Source organism: Streptomyces litmocidini (assembly GCF_014649755.1).
Classification (GTDB): Bacteria; Actinomycetota; Actinomycetes; order Streptomycetales; family Streptomycetaceae; genus Streptomyces; species Streptomyces litmocidini.
Map to the genome: position 1 here is coordinate 214,643 of NZ_BMTQ01000010.1, position 18,113 is coordinate 232,755.

Annotated in this window: 14 protein-coding genes; 8 read left to right on the forward strand and 6 right to left on the reverse strand. The window is 75.3% G+C overall.

Annotation, left to right across the window (positions count from 1 at the left end):
• Positions 1-239 precede the first annotated feature (239 nt).
• The 3 genes from IE180_RS22280 (at position 240) to IE180_RS22290 (ending at position 6,179) form a co-directional block, all read left to right on the forward strand.
• Complete coding sequence (locus IE180_RS22280; protein ID WP_190158685.1) at positions 240-1,832, forward strand: alkaline phosphatase D family protein; 1,593 nt, start codon at positions 240-242, stop codon at positions 1,830-1,832.
• A gap of 68 nt (positions 1,833-1,900) precedes the next feature.
• Complete coding sequence (locus tag IE180_RS22285) at positions 1,901-4,651, forward strand: DUF7824 domain-containing protein (RefSeq protein WP_190158686.1); 2,751 nt, start codon at positions 1,901-1,903, stop codon at positions 4,649-4,651.
• A 76-nt stretch (positions 4,652-4,727) separates the two neighbouring features.
• On the forward strand, positions 4,728-6,179 hold the full coding sequence (locus IE180_RS22290; RefSeq protein WP_190158687.1) for a GNAT family N-acetyltransferase: 1,452 nt from the start codon (positions 4,728-4,730) through the stop codon (positions 6,177-6,179).
• Here IE180_RS22290 and IE180_RS22295 read toward each other — a convergent pair.
• Positions 6,091-7,317 carry a trans-sulfuration enzyme family protein gene (locus tag IE180_RS22295; RefSeq protein ID WP_190158688.1) on the reverse strand — a complete coding sequence of 409 codons (1,227 nt, stop codon included), beginning with the start codon at positions 7,315-7,317 and terminating at the stop codon, positions 6,091-6,093. The two genes, IE180_RS22290 and IE180_RS22295, sit on opposite strands and share 89 nt — an antisense overlap.
• A gap of 59 nt (positions 7,318-7,376) precedes the next feature.
• Here IE180_RS22295 and IE180_RS22300 point away from each other — a divergent pair, with 59 nt between their 5' ends.
• The 3 genes from IE180_RS22300 (at position 7,377) to IE180_RS22310 (ending at position 10,146) form a co-directional block, all read left to right on the forward strand.
• Positions 7,377-7,874, forward strand: coding sequence for an Lrp/AsnC family transcriptional regulator (locus IE180_RS22300; protein ID WP_190158689.1), 498 nt, complete (start codon positions 7,377-7,379; stop codon positions 7,872-7,874).
• Between the two features lie 49 nt (positions 7,875-7,923).
• Positions 7,924-9,627, forward strand: a complete 1,704-nt coding sequence (locus tag IE180_RS22305) for a DUF885 domain-containing protein (protein ID WP_190158690.1) — start codon at positions 7,924-7,926, stop codon at positions 9,625-9,627.
• 69 nt (positions 9,628-9,696) lie between these two features.
• Complete coding sequence (locus IE180_RS22310) at positions 9,697-10,146, forward strand: Lrp/AsnC family transcriptional regulator (protein WP_190158691.1); 450 nt, start codon at positions 9,697-9,699, stop codon at positions 10,144-10,146.
• Here the strand turns inward: IE180_RS22310 and IE180_RS22315 are convergent.
• The 3 genes from IE180_RS22315 to IE180_RS22325 all read right to left on the reverse strand — a co-directional run bounded on the left by IE180_RS22315 (position 10,136) and on the right by IE180_RS22325 (position 15,189).
• Positions 10,136-13,180, reverse strand: a complete 3,045-nt coding sequence (locus tag IE180_RS22315; protein ID WP_190158692.1) for an AAA family ATPase — start codon at positions 13,178-13,180, stop codon at positions 10,136-10,138. The two genes, IE180_RS22310 and IE180_RS22315, sit on opposite strands and share 11 nt — an antisense overlap.
• Positions 13,177-14,343, reverse strand: a complete 1,167-nt coding sequence (locus tag IE180_RS22320; RefSeq protein WP_190158693.1) for an exonuclease SbcCD subunit D — start codon at positions 14,341-14,343, stop codon at positions 13,177-13,179. Before IE180_RS22320 ends, IE180_RS22315 begins: the two co-directional genes overlap by 4 nt.
• 219 nt (positions 14,344-14,562) lie before the next feature.
• Positions 14,563-15,189 (reverse strand): YigZ family protein, encoded by a 627-nt coding sequence (locus IE180_RS22325; RefSeq protein ID WP_123458758.1) that lies wholly within the window; start codon positions 15,187-15,189, stop codon positions 14,563-14,565.
• Positions 15,190-15,374: 185 nt separating this feature from the next.
• On the opposite strand from IE180_RS22325, the gene IE180_RS22330 reads away from it, so the two are divergent.
• Positions 15,375-15,815 carry a CoA-binding protein gene (locus IE180_RS22330; protein WP_190158694.1) on the forward strand — a complete coding sequence of 147 codons (441 nt, stop codon included), beginning with the start codon at positions 15,375-15,377 and terminating at the stop codon, positions 15,813-15,815.
• A gap of 86 nt (positions 15,816-15,901) precedes the next feature.
• Here the strand turns inward: IE180_RS22330 and IE180_RS22335 are convergent, their stop codons facing one another.
• The gene (locus IE180_RS22335) at positions 15,902-16,501 is read right to left on the reverse strand and encodes a YbaK/EbsC family protein (protein WP_190158695.1); all 600 of its coding nucleotides are present in this window, start codon (positions 16,499-16,501) and stop codon (positions 15,902-15,904) included.
• Positions 16,502-16,544: 43 nt separating this feature from the next.
• Positions 16,545-17,117 (reverse strand): helix-turn-helix domain-containing protein, encoded by a 573-nt coding sequence (locus IE180_RS22340; RefSeq protein WP_190158696.1) that lies wholly within the window; start codon positions 17,115-17,117, stop codon positions 16,545-16,547.
• Between the two features lie 104 nt (positions 17,118-17,221).
• Between IE180_RS22340 and IE180_RS22345 the strand changes: the two genes are divergently transcribed.
• Positions 17,222-18,085 carry a DMT family transporter gene (locus IE180_RS22345; protein WP_190158697.1) on the forward strand — a complete coding sequence of 288 codons (864 nt, stop codon included), beginning with the start codon at positions 17,222-17,224 and terminating at the stop codon, positions 18,083-18,085.
• Positions 18,086-18,113 lie beyond the last annotated feature (28 nt).

The following is an 18,113-nucleotide window of genomic DNA, read 5'->3' on the forward strand; positions in this document are numbered from 1 at the left end:
CGGACGATGTGGCATCACCTGCCCTCGCCCCCGGATCCGATGTCCCGGATCCCGAATGCCGGATCCGATGTCCCGGATCCCGGATCCGAGCTCCACAGCCGCCAGGAGGGCGATCTGTTCACGCGGGGTTCGTGCGGCCGCCGCACCCGACCGTTAGGCATGGGGCGGCGCGCCCGGCCCGGCGGACACGGACACGGCGCGCCGTCCGCGACCGGAACGACCGACCCCGGAGGCCCTTCATGCCCCTTCCCCTGCCCGGCTCCTCCCCCTCCCCCGCCCGGCGCAGTCTCCTGCGCGGCTCGTTGGCCGCCTCGGCGGCGCTGACCCTCGGCGGCACCGGTCTCGCCGCCCCCGCGTTCGCGCTCTCGGGACGGCCCCGGGCCGGGTGGGGCGTGCAGGCGGGTGACGTCACCGCCTCCTCCGGCCTGGTGTGGGTGCGCTCGGACCGACCGGCGCGGATGCTCGTGGAGACGTCGGCGACCGAGTCCTTCCGGCACGCGCGCCGCCACTTCGGGCCGCTGATCGACGCGGGCACGGACTTCACCGGCACGACCGCGCTGCGCGGCCTGCCGGCCGGCGAGCAGATCCACTACCGGGTCACCCTCATCGACCCGGACGATCCGCGCCGGGCGGGCGAGCCGGTCCTCGGCACCTTCCGCACGGCTCCGGACCGGCGCCGCGACGGGGTCCGCTTCCTGTGGTCCGGGGACATCGCGGGGCAGGGCTGGGGCATCAACCCGGACATCGGGGGTTTCCGCGCGTACGAGGAGATGCGGCGGCTCGACCCGGACTTCTTCCTGTGCAGCGGCGACACGATCTACGCCGACGGGGTCATCCAGCCGAACGTGACCCTGCCGGACGGACGGATCTGGCGGAACGTCACGACGCCGGAGAAGTCGAAGGTCGCCGAGACCCTCGACGAGTACCGGGGCAACTTCCGCTACAACCTCCTCGACCACAACGTCCGGGCCTTCAACGCGCAGGTGCCGTCGGTGGTGCAGTGGGACGACCACGAGGTGCGGAACAACTGGTACCCGGGACAGATCCTGGACGACCCCCGCTACACGGAGAAGGACGTGGACGTCCTCGCGGCCCGGGCCTCGCGGGCGTTCGGCGAGTACTTCCCGGTCTCCACGCTCCACGCGCGCGGGGAGGGCCGCGAGCGGCGGATGCACCGGGTGGTGCGGTACGGGCCGCTGCTCGACGTGTTCGTGCTCGACATGCGCTCGTACCGGAACGCCAACTCGCCCGGACGGCAGGCCGACGACACCACCGGCATCCTCGGCGCCGAGCAGCTGGCGTGGCTCAAGCGGGAGCTGACCGCGTCCCGGGCGGTGTGGAAGGTGCTCGCGGCGGACATGCCGATCGGTCTGGTCGTCCCGGACGGCGCGGCGGACTTCGAGGCCGTCGCCCAGGGCGACCCGGGTGTTCCGCTGGGCCGGGAGCTCCAGATCGCGGAACTGCTGCGGTTCGTGAAGCACCGGCGGATCACCGGCACGGTGTGGCTGACGGCGGACGTCCACCACACCTCGGCGCAGCACTACGCACCGGAGCGGGCGGCCTTCCAGGACTTCGCCCCCTTCTGGGAGTTCGTGTCCGGGCCGCTGGCGGCGGGCGCGTTCCCGGCGAACGCCCTGGACGCCACCTTCGGCCCGGAGCGGGTGTTCGTCCGGGCACCGGAGCGGGGGAACCTGTCGCCGATGGAGAGCCCGCAGTACTTCGGCGAGGTCGACATCGACGGCCACAGCGGGGAGCTGACCGTGCGGCTGCGGGCCGAGGGCGGCACGGTGCTGTTCAGCAAGGTGCTCCAGCCGGGCCGGGTCGGTCAGTAACCGCAGGTCAGAGGCGTGCGGAGAGGCGTCCCAGGTGATTGTCAGTGGGGGGTCCTACCGTCGTATCCATGACGCGATCCGTACAGACGCTCACCTGCCTCCCCCCGCCCGCCCCGGAGCCCACGGGCTCCGGCGGGCTGCGCGGCGGCACCGGCGGCGCGAAGGGCGGGGCCGGGGTCGAGGAGCTGCTCGCCGCCGTGCGCGAGGGGCGGGCCGCCGCGGTGCCGGGGCTGCTGGAGCCGCTGGACGCCGCCGCCCGCGAGGCCGCGCTCACCCGGCTCAGGGCGCTGCGGGCGGAGGTGCGCGCCGGGAAGCGGGCGACGCCCCCGCACCTGCCGGACCTCATCCGCAGCGCGCTGTACGTGGCGGGCGCGGGCTGTCTCCCGACGGCCGCGGCGGCCGCGAGCTGGCTGGGCGCGCGCGACCTGCTGATCCGGGAGGAGGACGGCGCCCTCGCTCTCCGGGCGCTCGGCGACCGGGGCCCGGAGTGGGCGGCGGACCTGGCGGGGCGTCTGGCCGGGCGCCGGGCGGTGGCGGAGAACAGCTACGCGCTGCTCCACGGGCTCGTGGTCCGCTCCGGGTACACGGTTCCGCCCACCGACGGCTACGTCGCCGCCTGGACCCGGCACATCACCGACGACCGGCTCGTGGAGCGGCTCCGGGAGGACCCGCAGACGCCGGTCCTGGTGGCCCATGCCCTCGCGATGGCCGAACCCCCCGAGCGGCCGGCGCGCGCCCTCGGGCGTCGGCCGCAGAGGTACTGGCCCACCGCCCTGCGGGCGCTCGTCGAGGAAGGGGTCCTGGACCGGGCCCGGGTCCTGGACGTGTGCGTGTCCCGACTGCTGCGCGGCGGCCCCGTCCGGAACCTGCGCCTCGCGCTGGAGATGGTGCGGCTGCTCGAACCGGACGCGGAGGAGCTGCGCGAGCGGATCCCCGACTGGGTCGGGATCGCGTCCGACGCGCCCTCGCTCGTCGCCGGGTACGCGCAGGACGTCCTGACGGGGCTCGCCTCGGCGGGGGCGCTGCCGGTCGGGGCGCTCGCGGAGATGACGGCCGGTGTCCTCTTCCGTACCGAGAAGAAGCTGGTGCGGGCCCAGTTGGCGCTGGTCGGCAAGGTGCTGGCCGAGGAGCCGGGCGCGGCCGGGGAACTGCTGCCCGCCGTGACGGAGGCCTTCGGGAGCGAGGACACCGATGTGCAGGAGCGGGCCCTCAAGCTGGTCGGCCGTCACCTGCCGTCCGTGGACGCCGAGGTGCGGGGCGGGCTCGCGGAGGCCGCCGGGCTGCTGAGCCCGATGCACCGGCGGGCCGCCGGGGAGCTGTTCGGCGCGGACCTGGGGCAGGGGGCGGCGCTTCCGTACGAGGAGATCCTGCCGCCGGTGCCGGAGGCGCAGCGGCTCGCGCCCCCGGCGACGACGGTCGAGGAGCTGGTGGCGCAGCTGGTGGCGGGGCGGCTCTCGGAGGAGCCCGCGGCGTTCGAGCGGGCGCTCGACGGGCTGGTGCGGCACGCGCACCGGGACCGGGCGGCCGTGGTGGAGGCGGTGCGGGAGGCCTTCCCCCGGCCCCGGTGGGAGCAGGAGGTCCACTCCTCCACGCACGGGACCCCGGGGATCCACGTGGTGCTCGCGGGGCTGTCGGGGCTGCTGGACCCGGCGCTCGTCGCCTTCCGCCGGACCCGGGGTCCCGGCTCGGACCTCTGCCTCCACCGGGCCCTGTCGGGGGTCCTCGACGCCCGGCTGTGGGAGGCCGCCGAGCTCGTCGGCACGGACGCGCTGCCGTTCCTCCTCGCGACGCCGACCTGGAGCACGGGGGCGATCGACCCGCGGGTTCTGGTGGAACGCCTGCGGGAGTACCGGGACGCCGGCGTCGAGCCCGCTCCGGCCGATCTCGCCCAGGCCCTGCTCCGGGTGGGGCGGGCCGGTCCGTCGGCCGGGCGGGCGGCCGGGGAGGCGGCGGCGCTCGGCACCCCGGCGGGCCGGCGGCTCGCCGCCCGGCTGCGCGGGGAGGTGGCCGTGGGGGCGACCGTGCGGTTCCTCCCCCGGGACGAGGACGGGACGACGAAGAGGTGGGGGCTGATCGACCGGACGGTGGTCGACCTCGACGGACACCCCGCGGTCCGGGCGGAGTTCCCGCCCGCCTTCCGGTGGCTCGGTGGGGCTCCGGAGGCGACCCCTCGCCGCTGCGACCACCGGGGGGAGGGCCGGGCGCAGTGGGCCCCGGTGCTTCCGGCCGACCGCGAGCTGCTCGCGGCCTGTCTCCTGCCGGCCCTCGTGCAGTGCGCCGAGGGGGACGCGCGCGGCGCGACCGAACCGCTGACCGCGCTGGTCGAGGCCGACGGGCCGGTCGGCCGTGCGGTGTCGCTGGCCCTCGCGCTCGGTCTCGGCTGTGTGGACGCGGACGACCGGCTGCGCGCGGTGGACGGCGTGCTCGTCCTGGCGGCACGGGGCGAGCTGAACGCCCGGCGGCTCGGCACGGAGCTGGCGTGGCTGGTGGCGAAGGGCTCGGTGAAGCCGAACCGGTTGGCGGACGCGGCCCGTACGGCGGCCGCCACGGGCGCGTACCACACGGTCTGGACGGTGCTGGAGGCGATGCTTCCGGAGGTGCTCTCCTCGGAGAAGCCGGTGCGGGGGCTCGGCGAGGTCCTCGCGGTGGCCGCCGACTGCGTGGAGCGGTGCGGGGCCGGCGGGGTGGTCGCCGGGCTCGGGGCGCTCGCCTCGGGGCGGGGTTCCTCTCAGCTGGTGGTGCAGGCGGGACGGCTCCTGGGCGCACTCCGCCAGGGGGTCGATCAGCCTCCGACAGAAACGGTCCGAATCGACCCCTAAGTCAACAGATCGGCACTTAACCCGTCAGTCACAAAGCGTTCGCGATCACGCAACACCGTTGGGCCACAGTGAGGTCATGACCGATGTGACGTCTTCGAAGAGCGCCCGCAGCCCGCACCACTGGCGGCACGACCTGATCGAGCTCGCCGCCCTGTTCACCGCCGTGGTGGTGGCCGACACGATCGCCAAGACCATCGTCAAGGGCCCCGACGGCCCCTACCTCCTGGTCTTCTCCGCGATCACGCTGGTCGCCACCGCCGCGTTCCACACCTGGTGGGCGCGCAGGCGCAGTCATGCCGACCATGCCCCGCCCGCCGGTCACACCGGCGGGCACCCCACCACGGAGGCGCCGGCCCCGAGCGAACTCCCGGCGGACGAGCGGGAGGCGGAGGGGGAGTCCGGAGCACCGGCCGGGACGACGCTGTGGCGGATGCGGACCACCGTCGCGGACGCGCCGGGCAGCCTCGCCGCGCTGTGCACGGTCCTCGCCCGCCTGGGCGTGGACATCCTCACCCTCCAGACCCATCCGCTCGCCGACGGCACGGTCGACGAGTTCCTGCTGCGCGCCCCCGCCGGCCTCTCGGCCAGGACCCTCGTCCGCGAGACGGCGGCGGCCGGCGGTCGCGACACCTGGACCGAGCGGGCCGACACCCACGACCTGGTGGACACCCCCACCCGGGTCCTGGGACTGGCCACCCGTACCGCGCTCGACGCGGCCGAACTCCCGCTCGCGCTGCGGCAGCTCCTCGGCCGCTGCACCCTCCACTCCGTGCCGGCGGTCTCGCTGACCGGCCGCCCCACCGGCGAACAGGCCCCGGTCGAAGGCGTCCTGGAGGAGAGGGTGATGCGGCTGCGCGACCCGCACGGCGGCACCCTCATCGTCGAGCGGCCCCATCTGCCCTTCACCCCGACCGAGTTCGCCCGGGCCCGCGCCCTCGTCGAGCTCGACGCCCGGCTCGGCCCCCGCGTCCCGCGCAGCCAGGACGTGCTGACCCTGCCGGAGGGCAACGAGATCACGGTCCGCCGCGCCGACCAGCGCGACCTGCCCGCCGCGCGCGCCATGCACGACCGCTGCTCGGCCCGCACCCTGGGCCTGCGCTACCACGGCCCCGTCGGCGACGCCGACCGCTACCTCGACCACCTGCTCAGCCCCCGCTTCGGCCGCACCCTCGCCGTGCAGACCGCCTCCGGCCGCCTCGTCGCCCTCGGCCACCTGCTGTGGGACGGCGACGAGACGGAGGTCGCCCTCCTCGTCGAGGACGACTGGCAGCGGCGCGGCATCGGCTCCGAACTCCTCGGCCGGCTGGTGGCGATGGCCGAGGAGACCGGCTGCGACAGCGTGTACGCCGTGACGCAGTCCTCCAACACGGGCATGGTGGCCGCGATGCGGGCGCTGAACCTCCCCCTCGACTACCAGATCGAGGAGGGCACCCTGGTGATCACCGCCCGGCTGTCCCCAGCGCCGCGACCGACCGCTCGGGCACGGCAGGAGCAGTCGCGCGAAGGGACTCGACCGGCGGAGCGCTGAGCGCCTGGGTCAGGTCGCTCCACAGGTCCTCGACGTCCTCCAGGCCGACCGACATCCGCAGCAGCCGGTCGTTGACGCCCGCGGAGCGCCGGTCTCCCTCGGCCACGATCCGGTGGCTGATGGAGGCCGGGTGCTGGATGAGGGTGTCGACGCTGCCGAGACTGACCGCGGGGGTGATGAGCCGTACGCCGGCGATCACGTCATGGGGGTCCCCGTACACCTCGAAGGCGATCATCGCGCCGCCGATCCGCGGGTAGTGGACGCGGGCGACGCGGGGGTCGACGGCGAGCCGCCGGACCAGCTCCGCGGCCGTCGAGGACGCCGCCCCGACCCGTACCGGCAGGGTGGAGAGACCCCGCAGCAGCAGGTATCCGGCGAGGGGGTGGAGCACCCCGCCGGTGGCGAACCGGACCTGACGGAGGGTACGGGCGAACTCCTCGTCGCAGGCGACGACCCCGCCCATGACGTCGCCGTGGCCGCCCAGGTACTTGGTGGCGCTGTGCAGCACGATGCGCGCGCCCTGCTCGACGGGACGCTGGAGCACCGGCGTGGCGAAGGTGTTGTCGACGAGCAGCGGGACGGAGCCGCAGGAGTGGGCGATGGCCCGGACGTCGGCCTCGGCGAGCGTCGGGTTGGCGGGCGACTCGACCATGACGAGCCCGGTGTCGGGCCGGATCGCGTCGGCGATGCCCGCCGGATCGGTCCAGGTCACCTCGGTGCCCAGCAGCCCCGCGTCGAGGAGGTGGTCGCTGCAGCCGTACAGCGGGCGGACCGCGACGACGTGCCGCAGCCCCTGGCTCGCCCGGGCGAGGAGGACGGCGGAGACGGCGGCCATGCCGCTGGCGAAGGCGACGGCGGCCTCGGCGCCCTCCAGACGGGCGAGGGCCTCCTCGAAGCGGGCGACGGTCGGGTTGTCGAGCCGGGCGTAGACGGGCGGGCCGTCGAGCCGGGCGCCGGTGGTGGCGAACTCGTCGATCCGGGCGGCCTCGGCCCGGGCGTCGTACGAGGGATAGGTGGTGGACAGGTCGATCGGCGGGGCGTGCAGTCCGAGTCCGGCGAGGTCTTCGCGGCCGGCGTGCACGGCTTCGGTGGCGAGGGCCCTCGGGGTGGCCGAGGGGCCGTGATCCATGGCGTCCATGGCGGCACTGTGAACGGATACCGGGAAGTAGCGTCACATCACCGTGTTACGTTCGCCAGATGGCCGATTCTGTCGTACTGGACGCGGTCGATCTGCACATTCTTCGCCTCCTGCAGAACGACGCCCGGAGCACCTACCGCGAACTCGCCGCCGAGGTCGGGGTCGCACCCTCCACCTGCCTCGACCGGGTGGCACGACTGCGCCGCACCGGGGTGATCCTCGGACATCAGCTACGACTGGATCCGGCCAAACTCGGGCGTGGACTCGAAGCGCTGCTTCTCGTCCAGGTCCGTCCCCACCGGCGCGAACTGATCGGTCCGTTCGTCGACAGGATCCGGGCCCTCCCCGAGTCCCGGGCGCTGTTCCACCTCACCGGTCCCGACGACTACCTCGTCCACGTGGCCGTGGCGGACCCCGCCGACCTGCAGCGTCTCGTCCTCGACGAGTTCACCTCGCGCCGCGAGGTGGCCCGCGTCGAGACCCGGCTGATCTTCCAGCAGTGGGAATGCGGCCCTCTGCTGCCGCCCTCCCCCGGCCCCTCCATGTCAGCCGACTGAGGCCCGACGAGGGTGACGCGGGCCCGCCGGAAGCGTCAGGATGATTCCCATGCCAGACACTTCCAGCAGCGCGCTGCCCCGCCAGGTCGCCGACGACCACGTCGACGCACTCATCGCCCTCGACCCGATCACCGGTACGTACCTGGGAGTCAAGGAGAGCGCCGGACTGCTGCCGGACTTCTCGCCCGCCGGCCAGCGTGCGGTGGCCGACCTCGCCCGCCGCACGCTCGCCCGGCTCGACGAGGCCGAGCGGGCACCCGGCGCGGACAGCGACGCCGAGCGGCGCTGCGCCCGGCTGCTGCGGGAGCGGCTGACGGCGGAACTGGCCGTGCACGAGGCCGAGGAGAACCTGCGGACGGTCAGCAACATGCGCTCGCCCGCGCACAGCGTCCGCATCGTCTTCACCGTCATGCCGACGGAGACCGAGGAGGACTGGGAGGCGGTCGCCGCCCGGCTGCGCGCGGTCCCGGCCGCGCTCGACGGCTACCGCTCCTCCCTCGCGCTGGGCCTGGAACGCAAGCTCTTCGGCGGGCCGCGCCCCACCGCCACGTTCGTCGAGCAGCTCACCGAGTGGGCGGGCGGGGAGAACGGGAAGCCGGGCTGGTTCGAGGAGTTCGCCGCCGCCGGCCCCGACACGCTCCCCGAGGGGCTGCGGGCCGAACTCGCGGCGGCCGCGAAGGGCGCCACCGCCGCCGTCGGGGCGCTGCGGGACTGGATGCGGGACGTGTACGCGCCGGCCGTGGCCGGCGCGCCGAACACGGTGGGCCGCGAGCGCTACCAGCGCTGGACCCGTTTCTTCAACGGCACCGACCTGGACCTCGACCAGGCGTACGCGTACGGCTGGAGCGAGTACCACCGGCTCCTCGGCGAGATGCGGACCGAGGCCGAGCGGATCCTGCCGGGCGCGGGCCCCTGGGAGGCGCTCGCCCACCTCGACGAGCACGGCACGCACATCGAGGGCGTGGAGGAGGTCCGGGTCTGGCTCCAGGAGCTGATGGACCAGGCCATCGAGGCGCTCGACGGCCACCACTTCGAACTCGCCGAGCGGGTACGGCGGGTGGAGTCCCGGATCGCCCCGCCGGGCGGTGCCGCCGCGCCGTACTACACGGGCCCCTCCGAGGACTTCTCGCGCCCGGGCCGCACCTGGCTGCCCGTGGACGGCACGACCCGCTTCCCGGTCTACGACCTGGTGTCGACCTGGTACCACGAGGGCGTCCCCGGCCACCACCTGCAGATCGCGCAGTGGGCGCACGTGGCCGACCGGCTCTCCCGCTACCAGGCGACCATCGGGAAGGTCAGCGCCAACTCGGAGGGCTGGGCGCTGTACGCCGAGCGCCTGATGGACGAACTGGGCTTCCTGCCCGACGCGGAGCGGCGCCTCGGCTATCTCGACGGCCAGATGATGCGCGCGTGCCGGGTGATCGTGGACATCGGCATGCACCTCGGCCTGGAGATCCCCGCGGAGTCGCCCTTCCACCCGGGCGAGCGGTGGACGCCGGAACTCGCCCAGGAGTTCTTCCAGCTGCACAGCAGCCGCCCGCCGTCGTTCGTGGAGAGCGAGATGACCCGCTATCTGTCGATGCCGGGCCAGGCGATCGGCTACAAGCTGGGCGAGCGCGCCTGGCTGCTCGGCCGGGCCAACGCGCGGGCCGCGCACGGCGAGGCGTTCGACGCGAAGGCCTGGCACATGGCGGCGCTCTCGCAGGGCCCCCTCGGCCTGGACGACCTGGTGGACGAGATCTCCCGCCTCTGAGCCCTTCACCCGGCGGGAATCCCCGGTCGGTCACTTGATCGACCGGGGATTCCCCTGCACGCTCTCCCCATGAGCACCGCATACACCCCGGACGCCACCGACTGGCGCATCCTCGAAGCGCTCCAGTCCGAGGGCCGCGCCAGCTTCGCCGAACTCGCCCGCACCGTGTCGATGTCGCCGTCCGCGGTGACCGAGCGGGTGCGGCGCCTGGAGGACGCCGGGGTGATCACGGGATACACCGCGATCGTCGACCAGGACCGCCTGGGCCTGCCCATCCTCGCCTTCGTACGGCTGCGCTACCCGCACGGCAACTACAAGCCGTTCCACGACCTGCTCGACGCCACGCCCGAGGTCCTGGAGGCCCACCACGTCACCGGCGACGACTGCTTCGTCCTCAAGGTCGCCGCCCGCTCCATGAAGCACCTGGAGGAGATCAGCGGGAAGGTCGCCACGCTCGGCGCGGTGACCACCAGCGTCGTCTACTCCTCGCCGCTGCCCCGGCGCTCCCTCAGCCGCTGAGCGCGTCCCCGCCGGTGCGCAGCCGCACCGCCGAGCCCTGTCGCCCCTTGACGACCTCCAGCTGGGCCGGGATCCGGCGGCGCAGGTCGCCGACGTGGCTGACGATGCCGACGCTGCGGTCCCGTTCGCGCAGCGAGTCGAGGACGTCGAGGACCTCGTCGAGCGTCTGCTCGTCGAGGCTGCCGAAGCCCTCGTCGATGAAGAGGGTGTCGAGCCTGACGCCGCCGGCCTCGTCGGTGACGACGTCGGCGAGGCCGAGGGCGAGCGCGAGCGAGGCGAAGAAGGTCTCGCCGCCGGAGAGCGTGGCCGTGTCGCGTTCGTTGCCGGTCCAGGCGTCGACGACGTGCAGTCCGAGCCCGGACCGCTTGCCGCCGGAGCGCGCGTCGGAGTGGACGAGGGTGTAGCGGCCCGAGGACATGCGCTGGAGGCGGGCGCTCGCGGCCGCCGCGACCTGTTCGAGGCGGGCGGCGAGCACGTACGACTCCAGGCGCATCCGGCGCTCGTTCTCCGCGGAGGTGCCGGCGGTGAGGGCGGCGAGCCGGGCCACCCGGTCGTACTCCTCGCGCAGGGGTCCGAGGCGGCGGACCTCGGCGGCGGCCTGCCGGGAGAGTCCGGCGAGTCCGGCGGCCCGCTCGCGGGCGGCGGCCAGGGCGGAGTCGGCCTCGCGGAGGGCGCGTTCGGCCGCCGTGTGCGCGGCCGCCGCGGCGGCCGGGTCGGCGGGCGGCCGGGCGGCGGCCTCGGCCGTGCCGGGCTCGGCGAGCCGGTCCGCGACGGCGGCGGCCTCCGCCCGCCAGGCGTCCACGCGCCGCTGGAGGTCGCGGCGCTCGCTCTCGCCGAGGAGGGCGCCGGCGGCCTCGGCCGGAGTGGCGAAGCCCGCCCGGTAGGCGGCGTCGGCGAGCCGGTCGTCGGCCTCCTTGAGGCGCCGGGCGGCGAGTTCGGCGGTGCGTACGGCTCCGGCGGCGTCGACCAGGAGGGCGATCCGCCGCTCCAGGCGGGTGGCGTGTTCGGCCACGCCGGCGAACGCGCCGCGCCCCCGGGCGAGTTCCTCGTCGAGCGCGGACTGCTCCCGTTCCAGGGCCTCCCGCCGCGAGGTCCGCGCGGCGACCCGCCGCTCGGCCTCGCGCTGCGCCCCCACCCGCTCCTCGTGCTCCCGCTCGGCCCGGGCGAGCGCCTCGCGCGCGCCGTGCGTCTGTCCGGCGAGCGCGTGCGCCTCGGCGTGCAGCCGGGCCATCCCTTCCGCTTCCGCCGCCAGTTCGCGGACGGTGGGCTCGGCCCCGGGCCCGGCGGTCTCCAGACCGGCCAGGACCTCCGTACGGGCCGCGGACCAGGACTCGCGGGTGACGGCGAGTTCGCGTTCGGCGGCCGTGCGGGCCTCCTCGGCGCGGGCGTAGGCCGCGTAGGCGGCGTCCTCCGTGGCGCGGTCGACGTGGCCGGCGATGGTGCGGGCGGGGGCCGGGTGGTCGGTGGAGCCGCAGACCTGGCAGGGGTCGCCGGGGGTGAGGGCGGCCGCGAGTTCGGCGGCGATGCCCTCCAGGCGGCGGGACTTGACGTCGAGCCAGCTCTCGTGGGCGGCGTTGCGCCGCTCGCGGGCCTCCGCGAGGCGGGTCTCGGCCGCCCGGACGTCCTGGGCGAGGGAGTCGCGGCGGCGGGCCGCGGCGAGCCTGCGGCGGGCGGGGTCCAGACGGCCCGCGAGGTGTTCGGCGCGGGCGGCGGCGTCGCGGGCGGCCTCGACGCGTTCGGCGAGGGCCGTGCGGCGTGCTTCCCAGCCGGCGAGCCAGTCGGCCGCGTCCCGGAGGGCGTCCTCGTCGGCGCGCGCCTCCCGGGCGAGTACGGCGCGTTCCTCGGCGACGGCGGCCGCGCGGCGCTCGGCGCGGCGGGCCGCGTCGAGGCCGCCGAGCTCTTCGCGCAGCCGGTGTTCGAGGGCGGAGAGGTGTTCGGCGCCGGCCTCGGCGAGGTCGGGGGGCAGCAGGGCGCGGGCGCGTTCCCGGGCGGTGTGCGCGGCGGCGTGCTCGCGCTCGGCGTCGCGGCGCAGTCCGAGGGCGGGGGCCACCCGGTCGGCCTTGAGGCCCCGGTCGAGGGCGTCCTGGAGGCGGTCGCGCTCGGGGGCCTGTTCGGTGAGCCGCTCGCGGCGCCGGAGGGCGTCGGCGTGCCGGGCCTGCCGGGCGGCGAGGTCGTTCTCCGCGTCGAGGGCGGCGCGTGCGGCGTCCCGGGCGGCCTCGGCGGCGGCGAGGCGCACGTCCGCGATGTCGAGGGCCTCACGCGCCTCGGTCCGGGCGACGGCGGCCCAGGTGAGGACGGAGTCGGCGAGTCCGGGGTCGCCCGGCCGGCCCTCGACGGGGGTGCGGGCGGAGTCGAGGCCGCCGGCGGCCTGGGCCATGCGGTGGGCCAGGGCGAGCAGCCGTGCGTCCCCGTCCTCGACCTGCTGCTGGGCGGTGCGGCGCAGTTCGGCGAGGCGCTCCTCGACGGCGGCGAAGCGGCGGGTGTCGAAGAGGCGGCCGAGGAGCTTGCCCCGGGCCTCGGCGTCGGCGCGCAGGAAGCGGGCGAAGTCGCCCTGCGGGAGGAGGACGACCTGGCAGAACTGCTCGCGGCTCATGCCGAGGAGCTGGGTGATCTCCTCCCCCGTCTCCTGGTGGGAGCGGCTGAGGCCGGCCCACTCGCCGGTGGCGGCGTCGTACTCGCGGAGCCAGGTCTGGGCCTTCTCGGTGGTGAAGCCGCCGCCGCGCTTCTTGGGCCGCTGCTGGGCGGGACGGCGGGTGATCTCCAGGTGCCGGTCCCCCACGGTCAGTTCGAGGAGGACCTCGGTGTACGTGCCGACGGGGGCGTGGTCGCTGCGCAGGGAGGCGCCGGGGGTCTGGCGGACGCCGGGCACGCTCCCGTACAGGGCGAAGCAGACGGCGTCGAGGACGGAGGTCTTGCCGGCGCCGGTCGGCCCGTGGAGGAGGAAGAGCCCGGCGGAGGACAGGGCGTCGAAGTCGATCCGCTGCGTGGTGCCGAACGGGCCGAAGGCGGTGATCTCCAGGCGGTGCAGCCTCACCGGCCCACCTCGCGTTCGGCCGTGTCGACGCGGACGTCGTCGAAGGCGCCGTACAGGACCGTCCGTTCGGCGCCGTCGAGGGCGCCGCCGCGCACGTGGGCCACGAAGTCCTCCGCGATCTGCCGGTCGCTGCGGTCCCGGAGCCGCTGGGCGTAGGAGGCGCCGGGGTCGTCCGGGGCGCGCTCGGGATCGAAGACCAGGTTGAGGGTGTGCGGGAAGCGTTCGGCGAGCCGGGCCATGGGCTCGGGGGGCCGCACGGGGTCGGTGAGGGTGGCCTCGACCCAGGACTGCTCGTGCGGGGTGAGCGCGGGGTCGGCGAGGAGGTCGTCGAGCCGTCCCCGGATGCGGGCGAGGGGGCGCGGGACGGGGCAGTCGAGGCGTACGTCGCCGGTGATCGTCCCGTCCTCGCCGAGGTCGATCAGCCACATGGTCTTGCGGTGGTCGGCCTCGGAGAACGAGTAGGCGAGGGGGGAGCCGGAGTAGCGGACGCGCGGGGTGAGGGTCTGGCTGCCGTGGAGGTGGCCGAGGGCGACGTAGTCGACGCCGTCGAAGACCCCGGCGGGGACGGCGGCGACGCCGCCGACCGTGATGTCCCGTTCGCTGTCGCTCGGTGTGCCGCCCGCGACGAAGGCGTGGGCGACGACGACGGAGCGGGTGCCGGCGGGCCGGCGGGCGAGGTCGGCGCGGACCCGGTCCATGGCGGCGGCCAGGACGGCCTCGTGGCCGCCCTTCTCGGCGCCGAGCCGCTCGCGGACGAGGACGGGTTCGAGGTAGGGCAGCCCGTAGAGGGCGACCTCGCCGTGGGCGTCGGAGAGGACGACGGGGGTGCCGATGCCGTCGGGGTCGGTACGGAGGTGGATGCCGGCCCGCTCGATGAGTCCGGCGCCGACGCCGAGCCGCCGGGCGGAGTCGTGGTTGCCCGAGATCATGACGGTGGGCACCCCGGCCTCGGCGAGGCGGTGCAGCGCGGTGTCGAAGAGCTCGACGGCGGGCAGCGGGGGCACGGCCCGGTCGTAGACGTCCCCGGCGACGAGGACGGCGTCCACGTCGTGGGCGTGGACGGTCGCCACGAGGTGGTCGAGGAAGGCGGCCTGGGCGTCGAGGAGACCGACGCGGTGGAAGGACCGGCCGAGATGCCAGTCCGAGGTGTGCAGGAGCCTCACGATGCCGCCCCACCCCGCATGTGCCCTGCCCCTCGCCGCCGGTTCCCGTTCGTGCGCGCACCACGCTATCCCGAGCGGGGGCGTGGGGGCGGCCCGTCCACCGGGGAGCGTGCGACCGGCCGTGCCCCCGGCGCCCCGGCCGCACCGCGTCCCGTGCGGGGTGCCGCCCACGGAGCGTCCCTGACGTCCCGTCACGTGAGGCGCGTCACGTGAGGCGCCTCACGCGTCGCCGTACGCCTCGCCGCCGAGTTCGAAGGAGGCCGTGCCGGCCGTGGCGTCGGCGAGCCAGCCGCGGAAGGCGGGCACGTCCGCGTCCGGGAGGCCGATCTCGATCGTGACGGCGTCGGCGTACCGCACCTCGCGGACGGCGCGGCCGGTGGCCCGCAGGTCGTTCTCCAGCTTGCCCGCGCGCTGGTGGTCGACGGTGACGGTGGCGAGCCGGAAGCGCTGCCGGGTGACGGTGCCGAGGGCGTCGAGCGCCTCGCCGACCACCCCGCCGTACGCGCGGATCAGGCCGCCCGCGCCCAGTTTCACGCCGCCGTAGTAGCGGGTGACGACGGCGACGACGTACCGCATCTCGCGGCGCAGCAGCATCTGGAGCATGGGGACGCCGGCCGTGCCGCCGGGCTCGCCGTCGTCGCTCGCCTTCTGCACGGAGGCGTCGGCGCCGAGGACGTACGCGAAGCAGTTGTGGGAGGCGGTCGGGTGCTCCCTGCGGATCCGCGCGACGAACTCCTGCGCCTCGCGCTCGTCGGCGACGGGCGCGAGCGCGCAGAGGAAGCGCGAGCGGTTGATCTCGGTCTCGTGCACGCCCTCGCGGGCCAACGTGCGGTACTGCTCCTGCATCCGACCAGCCTACGGTCCGTCCGGCCCGGCTCCCCCCGGCGGCCTCCCGGACGACCGCGCCCCGATCGGCGGGACGCCCCCTGGGGAAGGACTCGGGGGCGCCGGGGCGGCCGTACGGGAATCACGGTCCGCCGCGGCCCGTTCTCCTCACAGACGGGACGCACCGACGAGAGGCAGCAGAAGCGATGAGCGCAGACACCACGACCACGGACCCCGCCGCGTACTCCGCGTCGGAGGCGGTGCGGCGGATCCTGACGTCCACGGGCGACACCTGGGCGGTGGTCGGCCTCTCGTCGAACCGGTCCCGTGCCGCGTACGGGGTGGCGGCCGTCCTCCAGCGCTTCGGCAAGCGGATCGTCCCGGTGCACCCGAAGGCGGAGACGGTCCACGGCGAGCGGGGCTACGTCTCGCTGGCCGACATCCCGTTCCCGGTCGACGTCGTGGACGTCTTCGTGAACAGCGAGCTGGCGGGGGCCGTCGCCGACGAGGCCGTCGCGATCGGCGCCAAGGCGGTCTGGTTCCAGCTGGACGTCGTCGACGACGAGGCGTTCGCCCGGACCCGCGGGGCGGGCCTCGACATGGTCATGGACCGCTGCCCCGCGATCGAGATACCGCGCCTGGGCTGAGCCCTCGGCCGCGTCCTCGGCTCCGCCGCGTCCTCGCCCCCGCCGATCGCTCGGCCCCGGGCCGCGCCCCCGCCCCCGCCGATCGCTCAGCCCCGGGCCGCGCCCCCGTCCCCGTCGTGTCCTCGGCCGACGGGGACGCCGAGGCCCTCCAGGACGACGGCGCCGGGGAGTTGGGCGAAGGCCTTGCCGGGAAGGATGAGCTTGCCCCGGCGGCGGCCGCTGCCGACGAGGACCCACTCGGTGTCGACGACGGCGGCGTCGACGAGCAGCGGCCAGTCGGCCGGGAGGCCGATCGGCGTGATCCCGCCGTACTCCATGCCGGTCTCGCCGGTCGCGGTGTCCATCGGCGCGAAGGAGGCCTTGCGGGCACCGAGGTGCTTGCGGACGAGGCCGTTGACGTCCACGCGGGCCGCCGACTTCACGAGGCACGCGGCGAGGGTGGTGGTCTCCCCGCGCCTGCCCGCGACGACCACGCAGTTGGCGGAGGCGTCGAGGAGTTCGGGCCCGTGGTGCTCCACGAAGACGGCCGTGTCGGCGATGGCCGGGTCGGTGTCCACGTACAGCACCCGGTCGGCCGGGACGGGTCCCGTCCAGGCGCGGACGGCGGCCGCGACGGGGGCGGTCAGGAGGTCGAGGCGGTCGGGGGCGGGCCGGGCCTCGTCGAAGTCTCCGATGGGTGCGCGCATGCGCCCCACGCTAACGGCCGCCGCCCGTGTCGGGGCGTCCGTCTCAACGTACGGGCGGGATGGAGACGGCCATCGTCATCTCGACCGGCTCGTCGCCCTCGTTGCGGTAGGTGTGCGCGACGTTCGCCTCGAAGACGGCGGAGGTGCCGGCGGGCATCGGGTGCTCCTCGCCGTCCACGACCAGGATGAGCGTGCCGGCGGTGACGTGCAGCAGCTCGATCGTGCCTTCGGGGTGCGGGTCGGAGGCGGTGCCGTCACCGGGCATGAGGGTCCAGGACCAGAGCTCCAGCGGGCCGCGGGCCTCCGTGCCGACCAGGAGGGTGGTGTGGCTGCCGGTGGGGGTGGACCACATCCGGACGGCCTGGCCGGGCGGGACGAGCCGGACCTGGGGGCCCTGCTCGTGGTCGAGGAGCGTCGTGATGGAGACGCCGAGGGCGTCGGCCAGCTTCACCGTGGTGCCGACGCTGGGGTTGGTCCGGGCCTGCTCGATCTGGATGATCATGCCGCGGCTGACGCCGGCGCGTGCGGCGAGCGCGTCCAGGGTGAATCCCCGCTCCTTGCGCCAGCGCTTCAGGTTCCGGGCGAGCGACTGCGTGAGCTGGTCGAGGTCCGACACGTTCCGTCCAATATTCTGGATGACAGAGTTCAATGAACTGAACTACGGTGGGGTGCACCCGATGGTTCACTGCACTGTACTGCCGCACGCCCTTGCGAGGATCCATGACCGCCCTGTTCGCCCTGGCCACCAGCCTCCTCTGGGGCCTCGCCGACTTCGGGGGCGGACTCCTCACCCGCCGGTTCCCCGCACTCACCGTCGTCGTGGTCTCCCAGGTGCTCGCGGCCCTCGTCCTGGGCACGGTCGTCCTCGCGACCGGCGCCCGGACCGAGGCGGGGCCCCAGCTCTGGTACGCGGTCGGAGCGGGCGTCGTCGGCCCGGCGGCCATGCTCGCGTTCTACAAGGCGCTCGCGCTGGGGCCCATGGGCGTGGTCTCCCCGCTCGGCTCGCTCGGCGTCGTCGTCCCCGTCTCCGTCGGCCTGCTCGTCGGCGACCGGCCGGGGCTGCTCCAGTTCGCCGGCATCGGCGTGGCGGTCCTCGGCGTGGTGCTCGCGGGCGGACCGGAGCTGCGCGGGGCGCCCGTCCAGCGCCGGGCGGTCCTGCTGACCCTGGTCGCCGCCTTCGGGTTCGGCTCGGTGATGGCGCTCATCGCCGAGGCGTCCACGACCGTCACGGGCCTGTTCCTCGCCCTGTTCGTCCAGCGCGTCACCAACGTCCTGGTCGGCGGCGGGGCCCTGTACGCCTCGGTGCGCCGCGGCGGCCGCGCGCTCCCCGGGGGCGGGGCCCGTGCCGTGGGCGCCGCGCTCCCGGCCCTGGCCTTCGTGGGCCTCGCGGACGTCGCCGCCAACGGTACGTACGCGGTGGCCGCGCAGCAGGGCCCGGTCACCGTCGCCGCCGTCCTCGCCAGCCTCTATCCGGTCGTCACGGCCCTCGCGGCCCGCGGCGTGCTCAAGGAACGCCTCCGCGCCGTCCAGGCAGCGGGCGCGGGCCTGGCCCTGGTGGGCACGGTCCTCCTGGCGACGGGCTAGGGAGCGTCCTGCCGATCGGGCCGGATCA